The following is a 17506-nucleotide window of genomic DNA, read 5'->3' as shown; positions in this document are numbered from 1 at the left end:
CGACCGCGTTGAAGACCACCGCAGAGGGGGCACCGTGACAGGCTTCGGCACATGACCTCATCGGACACCCCGTTGAGCCTCCAGTGACGGCGTCGCTCGGTTCGCTCAGGGACGGTCGCGTGGCTGTAGAAGAGGTCACATTGCTCCCCTTCGGCCAAGGCAGCAATAGTGCACACTTGGCCGACTCCGCCACTCGCCTTCCGCTCGTTGGTGGCGATCTCGTGGAGTTCTCCCGGCGCTCATCGACGCAGGCTCGTCAGTGCAGTGACATCGCTGATGCCAGGCGCACTGGTCACTCTCAGCAAGCCGTATGCGGATGATCTCGAGCCCAAGGCCTGGGTGGCACTCGCCAACGCACAAGTCCTCGTCACGCACACCAGCACGGACACGTTCTCGGTGCTGATCAAGGATCAGCCGAGAGAGACATTGATGGGAGTACTCGACGGCTTCGGACTGGCACAGGACACCAGGATCCTGTCGTGGTGGTCCGAAGCCGAGAGAGCCGCTGTCGCCGATGCCTTCGTGAGCCTGGTAGGCACCTCTCTCGACGACGACCTACCTGTGCCCCTCGAAGTCGGCCGGAGTGGCCTGCGCCCAAAGGGCCACGTTGTCGTCGCACCAGTCGCATGCGGACGCCTCCCACGTGTACGGATCGGTCCTGTGGAGCCTTGTTGCGAAGTCCCTTGATCTCGGGTGCGGCGAGACCAGCGGCCGACCAGCGGGTTCCGGGGAACTCCGCCGCTCCTGCCAGGTAAATCTGCTCCCCGATGCCGAGGCCGTTCATCGTGGCGTCGACGTCCGGGTGCCGGTCTCCGTCGCCTGCAGCGAGGGACGGCACCTGGGCAGGGTTGGAGTTGATCGCGCCGAACGGGTCGTTGATGCAACTGGTGAACGTGGCGCGGTGGGCGCTCATCGGGTGTTCAACAATGAGCCTGTCGTTGAGGGTCGGTCCAGCGGGTCAGGGGTGTCGCCGCGCGCACTCGATCCACGCGACGGAACTCGGCGGTCAGGACTTCCTCGACCCGGTCCGCCGTGCACAGTTCGCGCAGGCTGCGGCACCGCCTCCACACGTACGGCATCCGTCGGGGCGATGCCGTGCGCCACCTCAGGCAGGAGGGTGGCGTGCTTCGCGCCGACTCTCTGCGCGATCGAGGCGCGATGCGCCGGGACGCTGCTCGCCAGCGACGGATGGAACGCGTGCCGCGTGCTGAGGGCGCGCTGCATGGTGCGCCACTCGTCGATGACGAGGCTGTCCACGAAGCGGGCCCAGCCATTGATCGCACGCACGTGGTCGGCAAGCCGTTCGGCGAGACGCACGAGTGCGGCGTGCTCGGCCCGGGCGGCGCGGCGACGCCACCAGGGGACCTCACCGATGCGACGGGACGCGTCGTCGGCCTCGGCAATGGCCTTGGCGTGGTCGGACACCGCGCCGTCGACCGCGTCGTCGGCATCAAGGAGGGGTGCGATGGTGAGTGCGTCTGACATGGTGACTCCCCGATCGGTCGGAAGGCGAGCCAGTTGAGGCGCTCCTCACCTTTTGGGCGCAGGCTCCGCACCCCGTGTGCCACACTGCCCGCGTGACCGCCACGCATACCGTCCGCCCCGCCACCGCATCGGACCTCCCGGCCCTGGTCGAGCCTCGCCGCAGTCACGTTCCCCCTCGCCTGCCCGGCGAGCACGCCCGCCCAGGCGATCACCGACCACATCGCGGACAAGGCTCAACGCGGACGTCATCGGTGGCTGGATCACCGCCGCCACGCACTCGGTCGTCGTGGCCGATGCCGGGGTCGCCGGCCGCCTGGACGGCTATGCCCTCGCCACGTTTGGCCCGTGCTGCGACCCCGAGGCCGCGGTGGCGCTTACGGCCGCAGGGGTAGACACCGATCCCATCCATGAACTGTCGAAGATCTACGTGCGCGCCGACGCCCACGGCAGCGGCCTTGCCGCCTCACTCATGGAGGCGGCGGTGGTCGCGACCAGGGCAGCCCACGGCATCGGCCCCGTGTGGCTCGGCACCAACGACGAGAACCTGCGTGCCCGGGCGTTCTACCGCCGTCACGGCTTCACTCAAGTGGGCGCCCGGACGTTCGTGGTGGGCGGCAACCGCGAGACGGACGTGGTGATGCTGCGGCGCAGTTGACGCGCCGCAGCATCCCATGAGTGCTGACGTTCCTCCAGGACGCACGCCAGCCGGAAAATGAGCGCTGACGTTCCTAGCGCGCGGGGGTGAGGCGCACGCCCCAGGTGAGGGAGTGCGAGGCGCCCGGCTCGAGGGTGATGAGGTCGTCGCCCGTGCGGAACGCGTCCGCAATACAGGTCATCGGCTCGATGGCGACACCGGCGCGGCGGATGCTGTCGACGAAGTCGCCGGTGCACACCTGCCAGGCCTTCGCCTCGGAGTCGGCCCAGATCTCGACGGTCGAACCGTCGGCCCAGCCCAGGCGGGCCCACGAGCGTCCGTCGGCATCCACGGTCGGCTCCACCCACGCGTCGTCGAACGCGACGCCCTCAAGCGAGCGCGGCTCGCGAACATCGAACGAGCCCTCGACGTCCACCGCTCCGGTGGGCAGCAGACGCTCGTCGATGGTGACGTTCTTGCCCGCGGTGAGCCTGGAGGGTGCAGGCGTCCACCTCGGTGCCGCCGGGGGCGAACCACGGGTGGAAGCCCACGCCGTAGGGCAGGGCCGTGGGGCCGATGTTGCGGGCCTCGGTCGTGATGCTGAGCCCGGCGTCGGACAGCGCGTACGTCGTGGCCAGCGCCAACTGGAACGGGTACCCGGGGCTCGGAGCGAGGTCGAGGGTAAAGGTCACCGAGGTGTCGGTGGTCTCGCCCACCGCCCAGTACTGGAACGACGCGAGGCCGTGGAGCGCGGTGCCGCGGTCGGGCTCGGACACCGGAACCTGAAGTTCCTCACCGGCGAAGGTGTACCGGCCGTCGCGCAGGCGGTTGGGCCACGGCGCGAGAACCATGCCCGCGTAGGCGGGCGGGAACTCGTCCTCGCCGTACGGCAGCACCACGTCGCGGCCGTCGACGGTGTAGGTGCGCAGCGCCGCTCCGAGCGTGGCGAGCGTGGCGACCTGGGCGCCGTGGGTCAGGGTGATCTGGTGTCCGGTGAGGGTCATGAGGCGAAACTACCGCGCCCCGCGAGCCACCGCGTGCGCCAGCGGTCCCGGACCGCCACCCCTACCCCTTGCCGAGGGCACGGTAGGCGCGCGGGCTCAGCCCGTGCACCCGCGAGAACCGGCGCGAGAAGTACAGGGGGTCGTCGTAACCCACGGCGGCGGCGACCTCGGCCACCGTCAACTCCGTGCCATCGAGCAGCCCGCGAGCGCGCCCCATCCTCAGCGACGTTTGGTACGCGAGCACGCCGCCGCCGGTCGCCTGCCTGAACAGCGCGCCCAGATGCGAGGCGGAAACCCCCACGAGCGCAGCAAGGTCCCCCACCGCGACCGCGCGCGCCACGTTGTCCTCCAGGTAGCCGATGGCTCGCTCCAGCGGGCTGCCAGCCCCCGGCGTCACGCGGTCGGCGGCCACCTGTGCGAGCATGCGCCACGCCGCCCCGGACGCCTCCAGGAGCCGTGCGGGCGTCGCGCCCCCTCCAGTGCGGTGACCACCTCGTCGATCAGCCCGATGACCCGCTCGGGCCGATGCAGCGCGATCACCGGTCGCTCCACCGACGCCCCGGTGGCCTCCAGCAGTTCCGCTAGGTCCGCCCCGCGCAGGTGACACCACCACAGCGTCCATGGCGCGGCCGGCGAGGCCCCGTACCGGTGCGGCACTCCCGGCGGAAGCACCACGGCCTCGCCTGCGCCGACCCCGTACCTGCGCCCCTCGACCTGGACCCAGCCCGCACCCCTCGCACACACCATCACGATTGCCTCGCGTGCCCCATGACCCCTGGCACGTCCGTGACCGCGGGCCTCGGGGAACATTCCTGCATCGGTCACCACCAGGCGCCTCGTGACCGGCCGGGTCAGGGCCAGTGCCACCTCGGGGCGCGGCACCACGCACAGTCGCTCGCTCGCGAAGCCCTCGGAGATCGTCACGCACCCAGCCTGCCACGCACCATCGTTTTGTCCATAGAGAACCGGAGAATCTGCCTTCAAGACGCGCGACAATCTCCATAGGCTGACTCCATGGCCACGGACGCACCCCGGCCGGCGATGACGCCGGCACACACCATCACCCTCGACACTCCTGAGGCGCCTCGCCGGGGCCATCTGCCCATGGGCGAGCACGCAGGCACCGCCGACCGCATCGAGATCACCAGCCGTTCGGTGGAGCGCGGCGGCGACCCCACCTTCCCCATCACGGGCGAGATCCACTACTCCCGCCTTCCCCGCGAACGCTGGGACGATGCCCTCGCTCACGCCAAGGCCGGCGGCCTCACCTCGGTCGCCACCTACGTCCTGTGGCAGGCGCATGAGCCCAGCCCCGGAGACTTCCGCTGGGACGGCAACCTCGACCTGCGCGCATTCGTCACCCTCGCTGGCCAGCACGGCCTCGACGTGGTGGTGCGCATGGGCCCGTGGGCGCACGGAGAGGCCCGCAATGGCGGCTTCCCCGACTGGCTGCTCGCCCTTCCCCTCACCCCCCGCACCGATGACCCCGCTTACCTGGACCTGGTGCGCCGCCTCTACGGCGCAATCGTGGCGCAACTCGAGGGGTTGGCCCACGCCGAGGGCGGGCCCATCATCGCGGCGCAGATGGACAACGAGGCTCTACGACCAGCCCGAGCACCTCGCCACGCTGCGTCGCATCGCCGAGGAGGCGGGCCTCGACGTCCCCCTGTGGACCGCCACGGGGTGGGGTGGAGCGCAGGTGCCGGACACGCTGCTGCCCGTCTACAGCGCCTACGTGGACGGGTTCTGGGAGGACGAGCACACCGACTGGCCGTCCTTCGCCCCCGTGCACTTCCACTACTCGACGGTGCGGGATGACCTCAGCGTGGGCGCCGACCTGCGCGAGGCCCTCGACGGGGTCAGCGTCGATGACGGCGCCATCGCCCTCAAGGACGACTCCGCCGTGCCGTTCGCCACCTGCGAGGCTCGGCGGCGGCATGCACGTCGCCTACCACCGCCGCCCGCTCGTCACCGAGCACGACGTCGCGGCGCTCGCCCACGCGAAGATCGGCTCGGGATCGGTGTGGCAGGGCTACTACATGTACTCCGGCGGCACGCAGCGCGTGGGCACCGAGGGCACCCAGCAGGAGAGCCACGCCACCGGCTACCCCAACGACGTCCCCACGCGCACCTACGACTTCCACGCACCTCTCGGCGAGCACGGCCAGGTTCGCCTGCACCACCACCTGCTGCGCCGCCAGCACCTGTGGCTGCACACCGACGGCGCGGGCATCGCCGCGATGGCGAGCACCGTGGGCGGTGACGACGCGCTGCGCTGGGCCGTGCGGGCCGATGCGTCACGCGGCTACGTCTTCGCGACCACGTATCAGCCGGCTCGCCAGCCTCTCTCCGCGGTCGCGGACGTGCAGTTCGCCGTCACGCTGCCTGGAGACAGCGTGACGGGCGACACCGTGACGGTGCCCACGTCGCCGGTCAGTCTTCCCGCAGGCGTCCACGTCGCGTGGCCCCTCAATCTGCCGCTCGCGCGCCACACGCTGCGCTCGGCGACGGCGCAGATACTGACGCGCCTCGCACTCGATGGCGACGACGAGCTCCTGGTGCTCACGGCGACGGACGGCGTCCCCGTGGAGCCTCGTTTTCACCGGCGAGGCGAGCGTCACCGGCCCCGTCACCACCGCCACCGTCGACGGGCACACCGTCGTGACCCTCACGGAGGAGCCCTCCGAGACCACGGTCGTGGACATCGACGGCACGCGCATCCTCATCCTGGACGAGGCCTCCGCCACCCGCGCGTACGTCCTCGACGTCTTCGGCCGCGAGCGCCTGATCCTCGCCGACCAGCCCGTCACCGCCACGGCTGGCGACCTCGTGGTCCACCCGGAGGCACCACTGACCTCGCTCGCCATCCTCCCGGGCGTGGGCGGACTCGCCGCCGCAGGCGGCACCGCTGCCCGGACCTCCTCCCCGGCGGCCGATGCCCTCACCTGGTCGCGCTGGACCGTCTCCGCGGCCGCGGGCCCCGTGGCACTCGACACCCCAGGGGACCTCACCGCCACCGCGCCGTCTCCCGAGCGGGGCGGACCGATGGACCGTCTCAGCGCCCCCACGGACTTCTCCGACGCCGCGCGCGTGGAGGTCGCCATCCCCGCCTCCGTGGTGTCGGGCGCCGACCGCGCCCTGCTGCGCGTGGAGTGGACCGGCGACGTGGGCCGTGCGCTGCGCCACGGCGAGGTGGTCAGCGACCACTTCTGGCATGGCAGGGCATGGGACATCGACGTCACCGACGGCGAGGACGTGACGCTCGCGCTCCTGCCCTGGAGTGACGCGACCGGCGTCTGGGTGGACCCGAGCGTCCGGCCGGTGCCCGCGGGGGTGAGCGTGCGAGCGCTGACCATCCACCGCATCGGCCGCGTGACCCTGAGCGCGACGGAGGAAGCCCGATGAGCACCGGACCCGACCGCATCGTGCTGCCGGACGCCACCGGCGAGCACGCCGCCACCCTTGCCGCGGGCGGCGCCGTCGCCTGGGAGCAGCCCCTGACCATCCGCACCTACGAGGCGGGTGAGCCCTGCGACTACCCCCTCTACCTGGACCGACGCGTCTACCAGGGTTCCAGCGGCCGGGTTTACCCCCTGCCGTTCACCGAGTCGATCGCTGACACCCCCGTGGCGCGCGACTGGCGGGCCGTCCACCTCGAGAACGCCTACGTGCGCCTGGTGGTGCTTCCCGAGCCTCGGCGGCCGCATCCACATCGGCTACGACAAGACCACCGGCTACGACTTCTTCTACCGCAACAACGTCATCAAGCCCGCCCTCGTGGGACTCGCGGGACCGTGGATCAGCGGCGGCGTCGAGTTCAACTGGCCGCAGCACCACCGCCCCGCGACCTACCTCCCCGTCGAGACCGAGATCGAGCGCGACGCGGACGGCACCGTCACCGTCTGGTGCCACGATCACGACCCGTTTGCGCGCATGTCCGCGCAGCACGGCATCAGGCTGCGGCCCGACAGGCTCCGTGGTGGAGCTCGCGGTGCGCGTCCACAATCGTTCGAGCGAGCGCCAAACGTTCCTGTGGTGGTCCAACGTGGCGGCGCGCGTTCACGACGACTACCAGTCGTTCTTCCCCGAAGACGTGCGCTACGTCGCCGACCACGCGCGCCGGGCGCTGACCGCCTTCCCCGCCGCGGACCGGCCGTACTACAACGTCGACTATCCGGCGCTGGCCGCCGCGCAACAGGACTCGGCCACGGTGGGTGCGGACCGGATCGACTGGTACCGCAACATCCCCGTGCCCACCTCCTACATGATCGTCGACTCGCAGCAGGACTTCTTCGGCGGCTACGACCACGCGGCGCGCGCCGGATTCGTGCACTGGGCCGAGCGCCGCGTCTCTCCCGGCAAGAAGCAGTGGACCTGGGGCAACGCACCCTTCGGCCACGCCTGGGACGACCAGGCTCACCGACGGCGACGGCCCCTACGTGGAACTCATGGCAGGCGTCTACACGGACAACCAACCCGACTTCACGTGGCTGCTGCCGGGAGAAACCAAGACCTTCACGCAATCCTGGTACCCCATCCCCGGCATCGGCCCCGCGCACCAGGCCACGCCCGATGCCGCCGTCAACGTCACCGAGGACGGCTCGCTCGTCGCATCGTTCGCCGTCACCGCGCCGCAGGCGGGGGCACGCGCGCGCATCCTGGCGCACGGCGAGGTGATCGCCGAGGCCGTGGTGGACCTCGCGCCGGGCGAGGTCGCGAGCATCAGCGCCGCCGCCGCCAGGGCCGATGCCGCGGTGGAGCTCACCGACGCCGCCGGCTCGCTCCTGGTGCGTTGGGAACCCGCGAAGGTGGACGACGAGGAGCCATGGGTCGCGTCCGAGCCGCCCTCGGCTGACGCCACCGAGAGCGTTGACGAGCCTGTACCTCACGGGCCTGCACCTGGCCCAGTACCGTCACCCCACACGCTCTCCCGAGACGTACTGGGAGCGCGCGCTCGCGCGTGACGCCGGCCACGTCCCCACGCTGGTGGCGATGGCCGATCGCCTCTACCGTGCCGGCCGCTACGGGGAGGCCCTGACGCGCGTCGAGCACGCCCTGGACCGCCTGACCCGTCGCAATGCGAACCCCGCCGACGCCGAGGCGTTCTACCTCTCCGGCCTGATCCTCGCCCGGCTCGGACGCGACGAGGAGGCCGAGGCCGCATGGGGTAAGGCCGGCTGGGATGGCACCTGGGCGGCGGCCGCGGGACTCGAGCCTGTCTCGCTCGCTCGCCCGGCGTGGCAGGCATCGCGCCGCGCTCAGGGTGCTCGACTCGCTCGATGGCGTGGTGAGCCACGACGCCAGGCGTGCCGCCGTGCGCGCCATCGTGCTGAGGCGACTGGGCCGCGGCGACGAGGCCGCCGCCGTCCTGGAGCGTGCGCTCGACGCCGACCGCCTCGACGCGACGCTGCGCACGCTCGCGGGCAGGCCCGTCGATGCCGACCCCGGCACGCTCGTCGATGTGGCGCTCGACCTGGGCAAAGCGGGCGACCTTGACGGCGCCCTCGCCGTGCTCGACACCGCGGTGGCCACCGGCCCCTCGGGCGCCGGGACCGTCGGCCCGGTCGCTCACTACCTAGGCTGCCTGGCTGCTGGACCGCGGGGGACGCGTCGAGGAGGCCGGCGCGCGGCGCGCGGCGGCCCGCGCCGCCGAGAGGAGGCTGTGCTTCCCCTCGGGGCTCGACGCCCTCGACGCCCTCGCTGCCGCCCTCGACGCCGATCCCGCCGACGCACCGGCGCGGGTGCTGCTGGGCATGCTGCTGTACGGCGCGGGCAGGCACCGGCAGGCGGCGACGCTGTGGGAAGAGGCCGTCGCGCTGGGCATGGAGGATCCGCTCGTGCTGCGCAATGCCGGCTTCGCGGCGTACTGCGTGACTCACGACGACGAGCCTTGCATGGCAGCGCTATGAGCAGGCCGTCGCCGCCGCACCCGGCGACGCGCGCCTCCTGTACGAGCGCGATCAGTTGGCGGCACGGTTGGGCCACGAGGCATCGGCCCGCCTTGCCCTCCTCCAGCCGCTGCGTGACCTGGTCCTCACCCGCGACGACCTCACCATCGAGTACGTCGAGCCTGCTCACGACCGCCGGCCGCGCGGCGGACGCGCTCGAGATCCTCGAGACCCGTCCCTTCCACCCGTGGGAAGGCGGGGAGGGACGCGCGCTCGGCGCGTGGGACGCCGCCAACGCGGCGCTGGGACGCGGCACGGTCGACCCGCCGCGCAGCCTTGGCGAAACTCGTCCCCGCTATGCACCTCCGGCGCCGGTGCGTGAGGATGGGGTGACGGATTACTTCGCCACCAGCCTTCCCGACCTGTTGCTGTTTGTGCGTGAGGAGACGGATGCCCGGTCCTGACGCGGACACGCGGACGCTCGAGGCCCACGGCTACACGGCCGTGGTGTCCTCGCTCGGCGCCACGCTCGCGGGAGCATCATTCCTGGGAGAGCCGCTCATCACGGTGGTGACGCCCGGCCTCGCCTGGCCCGGCGACTACCGCGGTGCGCTCCTCGCGCCGTGGCCGGGAAGGCTCGCCGACGGCCGCTTCACCTGGCGCGGTCACGCCTTCAACGTGGGGATCGACGAGGAGGACCGGCGCACCGCCTTGCACGGCCGCGTCGCCGACCGCACCTGGCAGTGGCGGCTCGCGTCGCCCGTCGCGGTCACGCTCGGCACCGTCCTAGGGGACGATGCCGGCTATCCCTGGCGCGTGGACCTCACCGTCACCGTCACCGTCACCGAGCGCGGCATCACGCACACGGTGACGGCAACCAACCTCGGCGACGAGGCGGCTCCGCTCGGCTGGGGCGTGCACCCGTATCTCGTTGCCGGGCCGCCGGCGGACGCGACCGGCTCCGATGCGGGCGCCGCCGACGCGTGGACACTCACCGTGCCCGCCGCCACCGTGATGTCGGTGACGCCCGAGCGGCTGCTGCCCCGGGGCATCGGCCCCGTGGGTCCGGGCCTCGACTGCCGCACCGGGCGTCCGCTGCGCGGCCTCGCGCTCAACCACACCTTCGGAGACCTCGCGCGCGACGAGGACGGGTTCGCGGTCGCGCGGCTCGAGGGCAGCACGGCAGTGGAGGTCGAGGTCGACGCCGGATACCGCTGGATTCAGATTTATACGGCCGATGCAGCCGAGGGGCTCGATCGCCGTGCCAGCGTCGCCGTGGAGCCCATGACCTGCCCGCCCGATGCGCTCAACTCGGGCGTCGACCTGATGGCGCTCGAACCGGGGGCCACGGCATCGGCCGCCTTCACCCTGAGGAGCGCGGAAACGCGACGCGGCCGCCACCCCTGAGGGGCGACGGCCGCGCTGCAGTGCAACGTGACGGGTTAGCCCGTCACACCCACGATCTCGTTCATGGTGAAGCCGACCTCGGCCGACTTCCAGACCTCACCGCCGACGTAGTCGACGATGTGGATCTCGCCGGTGGCGGGCTCGGTCACGTACGCCATGCCGTCAAGGGCGATGACGGCCGGCTGAGGTGCCTGCCACTCCTCGGGAACGTCCCACGCGTCGATGACGTCGATGGTGGTCTGGAGTGCACCGGACTCGTCGAGGACACGCAGGGTGCCATCGGTGCCGAGGACCAGGAGCTCGCCGTCGTCACCACGGGCCAGGCCGCGGAAGGTGTACTGGGCGCCCGAGCCATCGAACGGGTCGACGGGGGTGATGGTCTCGTCGGCGGTGTTCATGACCGCGACCTGGGTGAGGGTGCCCTCGGGGTCGGTCTTGTAGTCGGCGAGGACCACGTCGGAACCCTCGGCCGAGAACAGGTTGCCGGAGCGGGCGTACTCGGCGCCGCCGTCGAGCCTTGTGGACGTGGTCGCCGTGGAACACGACGGCGCCGTCCTCACAGCCGACCATGATGAGCTCTTCGTCGGAGGCGTTCGTGAAGGCGGTCTCGCCGTGGACGCCGGGGCACTCCTCGGTGGAGACGATGACCTCGTCGTTCGCGTCGAGCAGCATGGCTCCGGAACGCGACTCCTCGGTGCCGATCGTGACCAGCAGTTCGCCGGCCTCGGTCGCCACGGCAACTCCGTGGTGCGCGGCCTCGGTGGTGTACTCACGGACGAGGTCGAGGTGACCCTCCTCGACCATGTGCTCCCACTCGGCGGAGTCGACGACGGTGACGTGGCCGGTGCCGTCGTCGAAGAACGCCGTGTAGCCGTCGTGGTTCACGACGTGGCCGGGGGTGGTCGCCTCGATCACCAGGTCGCTGAGCGCGGGCTCGGCGGTGAAGTAGTGCGAGTGGTCGCCGTGCGCCTGCGACCAGGTGCCGGCGTCGAGGATCTGGAAGCCCCCGGTGGTGGAGACCGACACGTGGCGGCCGTCCCCCGCGGAGTTCACGCGGTTGAAGCCCGCGAGGCTCGATGTCCGAGACGGTCTCGAGGGTCGAGGCGTCGAGCACCACGATGCCGCCGTCGTAGGTCGCGACGAGGCGCGGCGTCTTGGCGGCGTTCTCGGTGGCCGCAGCCTCCTTCGCCTCGTGGTCATGATCGTGGTCATCGTGAGCATCGGCGGTCGCCTCGGCCGTGGCCGACGCGGTCGGCGAGGTCTCGTCGGCGGCATCGGTCGCGCAGCCGGCGAGGGCGAGCAGGAGCATGCCGGCACCCGCGGCGAGGGCGGGGCGCTTCAAAGCGGTGTCAGTCATGGTGAATCCGGCGCGTGGCCGGCCTCTCTAGTGAAGTCGTGGATGTGACCTGAGGCTCGCGTCAGCGGTCGCCTCTGTCACCACCGTACCAGAGAATGATAACGGTTATCGTTCTGCGCTCATGACTGGTTGATTTTGGTCAATCAAGAGGCCTTACTTGACCAAAATCAACCAGTCAGGGATGGGCGGGGCGGCGCGAAGCGCGGGTTGGCGCGCGGCCGATGCGCGGGCTAGAGCCGTTCGACGACGACGAGCAGCGCCTGCTCGGGGCGCAGGATCGGCGGCCTCAGTCCCACCCGGTCCAGCGTGGCGCCGGTCGCCTCCACGCCGTCCATCCATCCGGGCGCGACCTTCTGGATGGCCTCGGCGGGGGCGAACTCGTGTGCGCGCACCCGATACCGCGCCGCGGGATCGAGCCCCGGAAGGCGGAACGCCGCGGGTGAGGTGCCCGGCGCAGGCGTGACCTGCACGTAGGAGAACAGGGCCTTCGAGGCATCGTGCGCCACCACGCCATGCACCACGGCGCCGGGGTCGGGATGCTCGACCCGCACCACGCGGCCGCCATGGAGCAATGCCCGATGCTCCCGATAGAAGGCGGTCCAGGCCGTCAGCGCCTCCAACTCGGCTTCCGTCGCCTCCAGCAGGTTCCACTCGATGCCGGCGTGACCAAACAGAGCCGTGACGGCCCGCAACTGAATGCCGTGGGTGCGACCCGTGGTGTGGGAGGTGGTGGGGCCGATGTGGCTACCCAGCATCTCCGGCGGGATGACGAGCGACGTCCACCGCTGGATCTGCTGGCGCTCCAGGGGGTCGTTCTGATCCGAGGTCCAGAAGCGGTCCGCGTGGAACACCATGCCGAGGTCCACGCGGCCACCGCCCGAGGCGCAGGACTCGATCTCGAGGCCGGGGTGGCGGGCCTTCAACTCATCGAACAGGCGGTAGATCGCGAGCGTCTGCTCGCGCGCGGCGGGCATGCCGGCAAACGCCGCATCGGTGAGGAACCGGTTGTGGTCCCACTTGAGATAGTCGATGCTGTGCTCGGCCACGAGCGCGCTCACGGACTCCAACACGTGTTGGAAGGCCTCGAGAAGCACCAGATTCAGCACCCACTGCTGGCGTGCCAGGGGTGGCAGTCTGCCCGGAACCTGAAGGATCCAGTCGGGGTGCGCGCGGTAGAGGTCGGAGTCGGGGTTCACCATCTCGCCCTCGAACCACAGCCCGAACTGCATGCCGAGGCCGTGCACGTGGTCCGCCAGCGGCGCGAGCCCCGTGGGCCACGCCTCAGCCGACACCGTCCAGTCGCCCAGCCCGCTGGTGTCGTCACGACGCGAGCCGAACCAACCGTCGTCGAGCACAAAGCGCTCGACGCCCACCGCGGCGGCACGGTCCGCGAGCCGCGTCAGCGTGTCGAGGTCGTGGTCGAAGTACACTGCCTCCCACACGTTGAGGGTGAGGGGCCGGGGAGGCACGTTGCGTCCACTGCGGAGCCACGCGTGCGATGCGGCCGAGAGCCCGTCGAGACCCTCAGACGAATAGAACGCGGCGACGGTGGGTGCCGTATACGCCTGCCCGGACACCAACTCCACCTCGCCCGGCTCGAGCAGTTCTCCGACACCCAGGGCGCCGCGACCGCGCACGTCGCGTTCGGCCAGGTGCCGAATGCCGCCGCTCCAGAGGACGCTGAGGGCCCACACCTCGCCACGCTCCGTGGTGGTCTCGGGAGTGAGCGCGCACTGCACGATCGTGTAGTCGTGTCCCGACCGCCCCTCACGCCCCTCGCGCAGGCGAAGCCCGGGGGCGAAGGGCAGGCGCTGCGGCTGCCGCTCCAGGAGCCAGCGGCCCGAGAAGTCCAGCGTCTCGGTGGCGCGGTCAGGGACGGGCAGCCAGGCCGAGAGCCTCGTCGAGGCTGTAGGCGTCGTCGCCGGTGTTGAACAGCGCCTGATCGATGAAGAGGATGCCGTCCTCGATGAGGCTCAGGGTGAGGTGAAGGCTCAAGCCCGGCGGCGGCATCGGCCAACCGTACCCTGCACTCCTCGCGATAGATCTCGACCGACTCGACGGCGAACAGCGGCGAAAAATCCTGGCGCCCGCGGTGCCCGCGCAAGGCGGGGCGGCCCGTGAACCCGCGCGCGTTCTCGCGCAGCAGTCCAGGGTCAATGAACTCGTCGAGGTCGGCGCCCGGCACGGGCGCCGCGGCAAGCGTCCTCAGGTCAGCGACAGACACGTCACCGAGAGGGGCGCCCCAGTGAAGCACCACGGGATAGCCGCCGGAGAGGTCAAGGACGAACTCGGCGCCTGGCGCGGACAGCCTCACGGCGCCGTCCGAGTGGACGGCGCCGTGAGGTGAGGTGGTGTGACTCAGCGGAGCACTCCCTGGAATCCGAAGGTAAACGTCAGGGCGCCGGTCGGCACCCGGTACTCCGGATGCGTCATGGCTCCCCACGACTGGTCGCCGCCGGACCCGCGCCTCATGAGCGCGGGACGCAGCACCGTGCGGTGAATGGGCGGCGGCTCATTCGGGTGCCGGGCATTCTCGACCTCGTATGGCGTCCACGGCAGCGCGGACAGGCTCCATGCCGCCCACGCTGTCGAGCCGCAGCCCAAGGCCCGCATCGCTCATCACCTCGGCCCACCGTACGCCGGTGTGGCTGCCGGACTCCTGCGGACGCACATATGGCGTGAGCCTGGTCACGCACATCGGACTGCCAACGCCCCAGGCGTGCGCCGCCCCGACGGTCCACGTAGGACTCGTGCGGACCCTCGCCGTACCAGGTGAGACGGCGTAGGTCGGCGTCAACCTCGATCTGGAAGCCCATCTCGGGAGCGTCAGGAAGACCGTCACCGGGACGCAGATCCACCGTGACCTCCACGCGGCCGTCGCCGAACACGCGGTACGTGACGTCCACCTCGCTCACCGGGACGGTGGGCAGGTCATAGAAGTACGCGATCGACACCGAGTCGTCGTGGCGCGTCACCGTGGGCTTCTCGTGGCCCTCACGACGCTTGCGGTACCGGCTGGCGAGCAGCCACTGACCGTCACGGAACGGCATGCCCCAACCCCGCTCATTCGAGGTCGGCGCGTGCCAGAAGCTCGGCTGCGGCATGTCCCGCAGCAGCTCGTGGCCACCGTCGGCGGTGCGTCCGTAGCGGTAGGAGACCAGCCCGCCGTGCAGTCGCGAGAACAGCACCGAGAAGTGCGGTCCGTGGACGCCAACGTTGTGCGTCGACTCCACCACCCGAGGGGCCGATGCGGTGGTGACCACGGCATCGGCCGTCCCCACCACGGCCTGCTCCCAGCCAATCTCGTAGCCGGCCGCGGCCCACGAGGTAGAACGCACGAGGCGGTACGAGACGTCCACGGTGTGCTCGCCGGAGGCGGGCACCGTGAACGGCAGCGGGTATGAGCGGGTCTCGCCTGCGGGAACGTCGATCTCGACGCGCTCCTCGCGCACCGCGACGCCCTCACGGGACAGGGTCACGATGGCCTCGACGTCGCCGGTTCCGGTGAACAGGCGACGGCTACGCACCTCGAACGAGTCCGTGCCGATGGTGGTGCGCAGCGGCTGGTAGAGGTAGCGCACCTCCTGGTAGGCGGGGGTGGTGGTGCGATCCGCGAACACAATGCCGTTGGCGGAGAACTCCGCGTCATGCGGCGCCTCGCCGTGGTCGCCTCCGTAGCCAAGGAACTCGACGCCGTAGCGGTCCGTGATCGGCAGCGTCTGGTCCACGAAGTCCCAGATGAAACCGCCCTGGAACAGGGGGTCCGACTCGGTGAGGTCCATGTACTTGTCGACCGCGCCAAACGAGTTGCCCATCGAGTGCGCGAACTCGCACAGCAGGAACGGCTTGTCCCTGTGCTCGCGAAGGTGCGCCTCGACATCGGCGGCGAACGTGTACATCTGGCTGGTGATGTCCGTGGTCTCGGGGTACCGCGGGTCCCAGTGAACGCCCTCGTAATGCACGGGACGCGAGGGGTCCGTGGCCCTGAACCAGTCGCCCACCTCGAGCAGCACGGAGCCACCGAAGGACTCGTTACCGAGCGACCAGATCACGATGCTCGCGTGGTTCTTGTCGCGCTCGAACATGGAGGCGGCACGGTCAAGCAGTGCGGCACGCCACTCGGGACGGTCGCCGGGCAGCGCCTCCTCGATGGTGAGTTCGCCGTACGCCACCTTGTCCCACATGCCGTGGGTCTCAAGGTTCATCTCGTCGATGACGTACAGGCCGATCTCGTCACACAGGCTCGTAGAAGGCCGTCTGGTTGGGGTAGTGGCTGGTGCGCACCGCGTTGATGTTGGCGCGCTTCATGATCCGCAGGTCCTCGGCGATCTCCTCGCGGGTGACCACACGGCCGCGGGGGCCGAACTCGTGACGGTTGGTGCCGTAGAACACCACCCGCTCGCCGTTGACCTTGATCTGCGCGTCCTCGATGACGACCTGGCGCAGGCCCACCCGCTGCGGGATGACCTCGACGACCGTGCCCGCGGCGTCCAGCACCTCGACCGTGAGGTCGTACAGATACGGGTCCTCCGCGCTCCACAGGTGCGGGTCGGCGACGGTCACGCTCAGGCGACCCTCGGCATCGGCGGCAAGGCTCCGTGCCATCCCCAAGGCGGGCACGCACGCTGCCCACGCCCTCACCGCAGCCCTCCACCTTCACCGCGAGCGCGACGGTCGCGCTCGTGCGATCCGCGGCGACCGTGGTCTCCAGGCGCAGGTCCTCGGCGTGAACCGTGGGCCGGCGGTACAGCGTGACGTCGCGGAAGATCCCGTGGAACCGGAAGAAGTCCTGGTCCTCGAGCCACGACGCGGCGGTCCAGCGGAACACCTGCACCGCGAGGCGGTTTTCGCCGTCCACCAGGTGCTCGGTCAGGTCGAACTCGCTGGGCGTGAACGAGTCCGTCGCCCAACCCACGTACGCGCCGTTCAGCCAGACCGCCACGGCGCTCTCTACGCCGTGGAAGGTCACGGACAGTCGCTCGCCCTCGGCAAGCGGCTTGTCCAGCGTGAAGGGCCGCACGTAGGCGGCGACGGGGTTGAACAGGGTGGGCACCTGGCCCGGCTCGAGGTCCTCGGAGCCGTCCCAGGGGTACTGGACGTTGGCGTACTGAGGCCGGTCGTAACCGTGCATCTGGAGATGCGCCGGCACCGGGATGTCGTCCCAGCCCTCGACGTCACAGGTGGACTGTTCCCAGCCGTCGATGATCATCGAGGGGTTCTTGGCGTGGTGCACCTTCCACAGGCCGTTCAGGCTCTGCTCGAACGAGCTCACGCCCGCAGCCGCCTCGTCGGCGGAAGCGAACCAGCGGTGGTCGCTGTGGGCGACGCGCCGGTTGTCGTGAACGTACTCGGGGTCGGTGATGCGGGTGATGTCGAAAGTCACTTGACGACTCCAGTGAAGCCTGCGACGAACGAACGCTGCAGGACGAAGAAGATAATGATGGTCGGCAGCGACGTGATGAGCACCGCGAGCATGAGGGCGCCGTAGTCCACGACGTAGCCACCCGTGAAGTTCGAGATGAGCATCGGCATCGTCTGGTAATCCGGGTTCACCAGGATGACCTTGGGCCACAGGAAGTTGTTCCACGCGGTCATGAAGGTGATAACCGCCGCGGCCGCATAGGTGGGCTTCATGGTGGGGACGAACATCCTGAAGAAGATCGCCACCTCCTTCAGCCCATCGAGACGCGCCGCCTCGATGATCTCGTGCGGGAAGCCTGCGTGCCGACTG

Annotated in this window: 22 protein-coding genes and 2 pseudogenes; 11 read left to right on the top strand and 13 right to left on the bottom strand. The window is 70.4% G+C overall.

Annotated elements, in window-relative coordinates:
- Positions 1 to 207: 207 nt before the first annotated feature.
- On the top strand, positions 208 to 687 hold the full coding sequence (locus QQK48_RS08890; RefSeq protein ID WP_284328217.1) for a hypothetical protein: 480 nt from the start codon (positions 208 to 210) through the stop codon (positions 685 to 687).
- Positions 688 to 909: 222 nt separating this feature from the next.
- Here QQK48_RS08890 and QQK48_RS08885 read toward each other — a convergent pair whose 3' ends face one another.
- The gene (locus QQK48_RS08885; RefSeq protein ID WP_284328216.1) at positions 910 to 1485 is read right to left on the bottom strand and encodes a hypothetical protein; all 576 of its coding nucleotides are present in this window, start codon (positions 1483 to 1485) and stop codon (positions 910 to 912) included.
- 286 nt (positions 1486 to 1771) lie between these two features.
- Here QQK48_RS08885 and QQK48_RS08880 point away from each other — a divergent pair, with 286 nt between their 5' ends.
- Positions 1772 to 2140 carry a GNAT family N-acetyltransferase gene (locus QQK48_RS08880; protein WP_284328215.1) on the top strand — a complete coding sequence of 123 codons (369 nt, stop codon included), beginning with the start codon at positions 1772 to 1774 and terminating at the stop codon, positions 2138 to 2140.
- Between the two features lie 73 nt (positions 2141 to 2213).
- Here the strand turns inward: QQK48_RS08880 and QQK48_RS19700 are convergent, their stop codons facing one another.
- The 4 genes from QQK48_RS19700 to QQK48_RS08865 all read right to left on the bottom strand — a co-directional run bounded on the left by QQK48_RS19700 (position 2214) and on the right by QQK48_RS08865 (position 4047).
- Positions 2214 to 2555, bottom strand: a complete 342-nt coding sequence (locus QQK48_RS19700; protein WP_348523553.1) for an aldose epimerase family protein — start codon at positions 2553 to 2555, stop codon at positions 2214 to 2216.
- Positions 2509 to 3123 carry an aldose epimerase family protein gene (locus tag QQK48_RS08875; protein ID WP_348523552.1) on the bottom strand — a complete coding sequence of 205 codons (615 nt, stop codon included), beginning with the start codon at positions 3121 to 3123 and terminating at the stop codon, positions 2509 to 2511. The genes QQK48_RS19700 and QQK48_RS08875 overlap by 47 nt, the downstream gene beginning before the upstream one ends.
- A 61-nt stretch (positions 3124 to 3184) precedes the next feature.
- Positions 3185 to 3535 carry a helix-turn-helix transcriptional regulator gene (locus tag QQK48_RS08870; RefSeq protein WP_284328214.1) on the bottom strand — a complete coding sequence of 117 codons (351 nt, stop codon included), beginning with the start codon at positions 3533 to 3535 and terminating at the stop codon, positions 3185 to 3187.
- Positions 3517 to 4047 (bottom strand): AraC family ligand binding domain-containing protein, encoded by a 531-nt coding sequence (locus tag QQK48_RS08865; RefSeq protein WP_284328213.1) that lies wholly within the window; start codon positions 4045 to 4047, stop codon positions 3517 to 3519. The genes QQK48_RS08870 and QQK48_RS08865 overlap by 19 nt, the downstream gene beginning before the upstream one ends.
- Before the next feature lie 90 nt (positions 4048 to 4137).
- Here QQK48_RS08865 and QQK48_RS08860 point away from each other — a divergent pair, with 90 nt between their 5' ends.
- The 8 genes and pseudogenes from QQK48_RS08860 (at position 4138) to QQK48_RS08830 (ending at position 10418) form a co-directional block, all read left to right on the top strand.
- Positions 4138 to 4941: a beta-galactosidase gene (locus QQK48_RS08860; protein ID WP_284328212.1), complete on the top strand. Its 804-nt coding sequence runs from the start codon at positions 4138 to 4140 to the stop codon at positions 4939 to 4941.
- Entirely contained in the window at positions 4859 to 5386 is a 528-nt protein-coding gene (locus QQK48_RS08855; protein WP_284328211.1) for a hypothetical protein, read from the top strand. Before QQK48_RS08860 ends, QQK48_RS08855 begins: the two co-directional genes overlap by 83 nt.
- Positions 5387 to 5661: 275 nt before the next feature.
- The gene (locus QQK48_RS08850; RefSeq protein WP_284328210.1) at positions 5662 to 6528 is read left to right on the top strand and encodes a hypothetical protein; all 867 of its coding nucleotides are present in this window, start codon (positions 5662 to 5664) and stop codon (positions 6526 to 6528) included.
- Between the two features lie 117 nt (positions 6529 to 6645).
- Positions 6646 to 7011 (top strand): annotated as a pseudogene (locus QQK48_RS21650) (DUF5107 domain-containing protein); the annotation flags it as partial.
- 88 nt (positions 7012 to 7099) lie between these two features.
- Positions 7100 to 7477, top strand: a pseudogene (locus QQK48_RS22460) (DUF5107 domain-containing protein); the annotation flags it as partial.
- A 94-nt stretch (positions 7478 to 7571) separates the two neighbouring features.
- Complete coding sequence (locus tag QQK48_RS22455; RefSeq protein WP_488798419.1) at positions 7572 to 8087, top strand: hypothetical protein; 516 nt, start codon at positions 7572 to 7574, stop codon at positions 8085 to 8087.
- 362 nt (positions 8088 to 8449) lie between these two features.
- A complete protein-coding gene (locus QQK48_RS08835; protein ID WP_284328208.1) occupies positions 8450 to 9475 on the top strand; it encodes a hypothetical protein in 1026 nt (341 codons plus the stop codon).
- Positions 9462 to 10418, top strand: coding sequence for an aldose epimerase family protein (locus QQK48_RS08830; RefSeq protein WP_284328207.1), 957 nt, complete (start codon positions 9462 to 9464; stop codon positions 10416 to 10418). Before QQK48_RS08835 ends, QQK48_RS08830 begins: the two co-directional genes overlap by 14 nt.
- Positions 10419 to 10453: 35 nt before the next feature.
- On the opposite strand, the gene QQK48_RS08825 is transcribed toward QQK48_RS08830, so the two are convergent.
- From QQK48_RS08825 to QQK48_RS08810, 4 genes are all read right to left on the bottom strand, one after another.
- Positions 10454 to 10816, bottom strand: a complete 363-nt coding sequence (locus QQK48_RS08825; protein WP_284328206.1) for a hypothetical protein — start codon at positions 10814 to 10816, stop codon at positions 10454 to 10456.
- Entirely contained in the window at positions 10728 to 11333 is a 606-nt protein-coding gene (locus tag QQK48_RS08820) for a hypothetical protein (protein WP_284328205.1), read from the bottom strand. The genes QQK48_RS08825 and QQK48_RS08820 overlap by 89 nt, the downstream gene beginning before the upstream one ends.
- A 672-nt stretch (positions 11334 to 12005) precedes the next feature.
- Positions 12006 to 13628, bottom strand: a complete 1623-nt coding sequence (locus tag QQK48_RS08815; protein WP_284329351.1) for an alpha-galactosidase — start codon at positions 13626 to 13628, stop codon at positions 12006 to 12008.
- 16 nt (positions 13629 to 13644) lie between these two features.
- A complete protein-coding gene (locus QQK48_RS08810; RefSeq protein WP_284328204.1) occupies positions 13645 to 13785 on the bottom strand; it encodes a hypothetical protein in 141 nt (46 codons plus the stop codon).
- An 82-nt stretch (positions 13786 to 13867) separates the two neighbouring features.
- Between QQK48_RS08810 and QQK48_RS08805 the strand changes: the two genes are divergently transcribed.
- On the top strand, positions 13868 to 14122 hold the full coding sequence (locus QQK48_RS08805) for a hypothetical protein (RefSeq protein WP_284328203.1): 255 nt from the start codon (positions 13868 to 13870) through the stop codon (positions 14120 to 14122).
- Positions 14123 to 14133: 11 nt separating this feature from the next.
- Here QQK48_RS08805 and QQK48_RS08800 read toward each other — a convergent pair whose 3' ends face one another.
- From QQK48_RS08800 to QQK48_RS08775, 4 genes are read right to left on the bottom strand one after another with little or no spacing between them, the layout of a single operon-like run.
- Complete coding sequence (locus QQK48_RS08800; RefSeq protein WP_284329350.1) at positions 14134 to 14334, bottom strand: beta-galactosidase small subunit-related protein; 201 nt, start codon at positions 14332 to 14334, stop codon at positions 14134 to 14136.
- Positions 14244 to 15980 (bottom strand): glycoside hydrolase family 2 TIM barrel-domain containing protein, encoded by a 1737-nt coding sequence (locus QQK48_RS08790; protein ID WP_431308320.1) that lies wholly within the window; start codon positions 15978 to 15980, stop codon positions 14244 to 14246. The genes QQK48_RS08800 and QQK48_RS08790 overlap by 91 nt, the downstream gene beginning before the upstream one ends.
- Positions 15977 to 17158, bottom strand: a complete 1182-nt coding sequence (locus QQK48_RS21645; RefSeq protein ID WP_431308319.1) for a sugar-binding domain-containing protein — start codon at positions 17156 to 17158, stop codon at positions 15977 to 15979. Before QQK48_RS21645 ends, QQK48_RS08790 begins: the two co-directional genes overlap by 4 nt.
- Positions 17155 to 17478, bottom strand: a complete 324-nt coding sequence (locus QQK48_RS08775) for an ABC transporter permease subunit (protein WP_348523777.1) — start codon at positions 17476 to 17478, stop codon at positions 17155 to 17157. Before QQK48_RS08775 ends, QQK48_RS21645 begins: the two co-directional genes overlap by 4 nt.
- Positions 17479 to 17506 lie beyond the last annotated feature (28 nt).

It is taken from the genome of Demequina litorisediminis, assembly GCF_030161615.1.
GTDB lineage: Bacteria > Actinomycetota > Actinomycetes > Actinomycetales > Demequinaceae > Demequina > Demequina litorisediminis.
Note: the sequence above shows the minus strand (reverse complement) of the source record. Positions and strands in the feature narration are given on the sequence as shown.

Bases quoted from the DNA above. Each gene is read 5' to 3' on its own strand.
- QQK48_RS08875 (WP_348523552.1), bottom strand. From the start codon at position 3,123: ATGACCCTCACCGGACACCAGATCACCCTGACCCACGGCGCCCAGGTC.
- QQK48_RS08810 (WP_284328204.1), bottom strand. From the start codon at position 13,785: ATGCCGCCGCCGGGCTTGAGCCTTCACCTCACCCTGAGCCTCATCGAG.
- QQK48_RS08860 (WP_284328212.1), top strand. From the start codon at position 4,138: ATGGCCACGGACGCACCCCGGCCGGCGATGACGCCGGCACACACCATC.
- QQK48_RS08850 (WP_284328210.1), top strand. From the start codon at position 5,662: ATGGCGACGACGAGCTCCTGGTGCTCACGGCGACGGACGGCGTCCCCG.
- QQK48_RS08830 (WP_284328207.1), top strand. From the start codon at position 9,462: ATGCCCGGTCCTGACGCGGACACGCGGACGCTCGAGGCCCACGGCTAC.
- QQK48_RS08825 (WP_284328206.1), bottom strand. From the start codon at position 10,816: ATGAACACCGCCGACGAGACCATCACCCCCGTCGACCCGTTCGATGGC.
- QQK48_RS22455 (WP_488798419.1), top strand. From the start codon at position 7,572: ATGGCAGGCGTCTACACGGACAACCAACCCGACTTCACGTGGCTGCTG.
- QQK48_RS08885 (WP_284328216.1), bottom strand. From the start codon at position 1,485: ATGTCAGACGCACTCACCATCGCACCCCTCCTTGATGCCGACGACGCG.
- QQK48_RS08790 (WP_431308320.1), bottom strand. From the start codon at position 15,980: ATGAACCTTGAGACCCACGGCATGTGGGACAAGGTGGCGTACGGCGAA.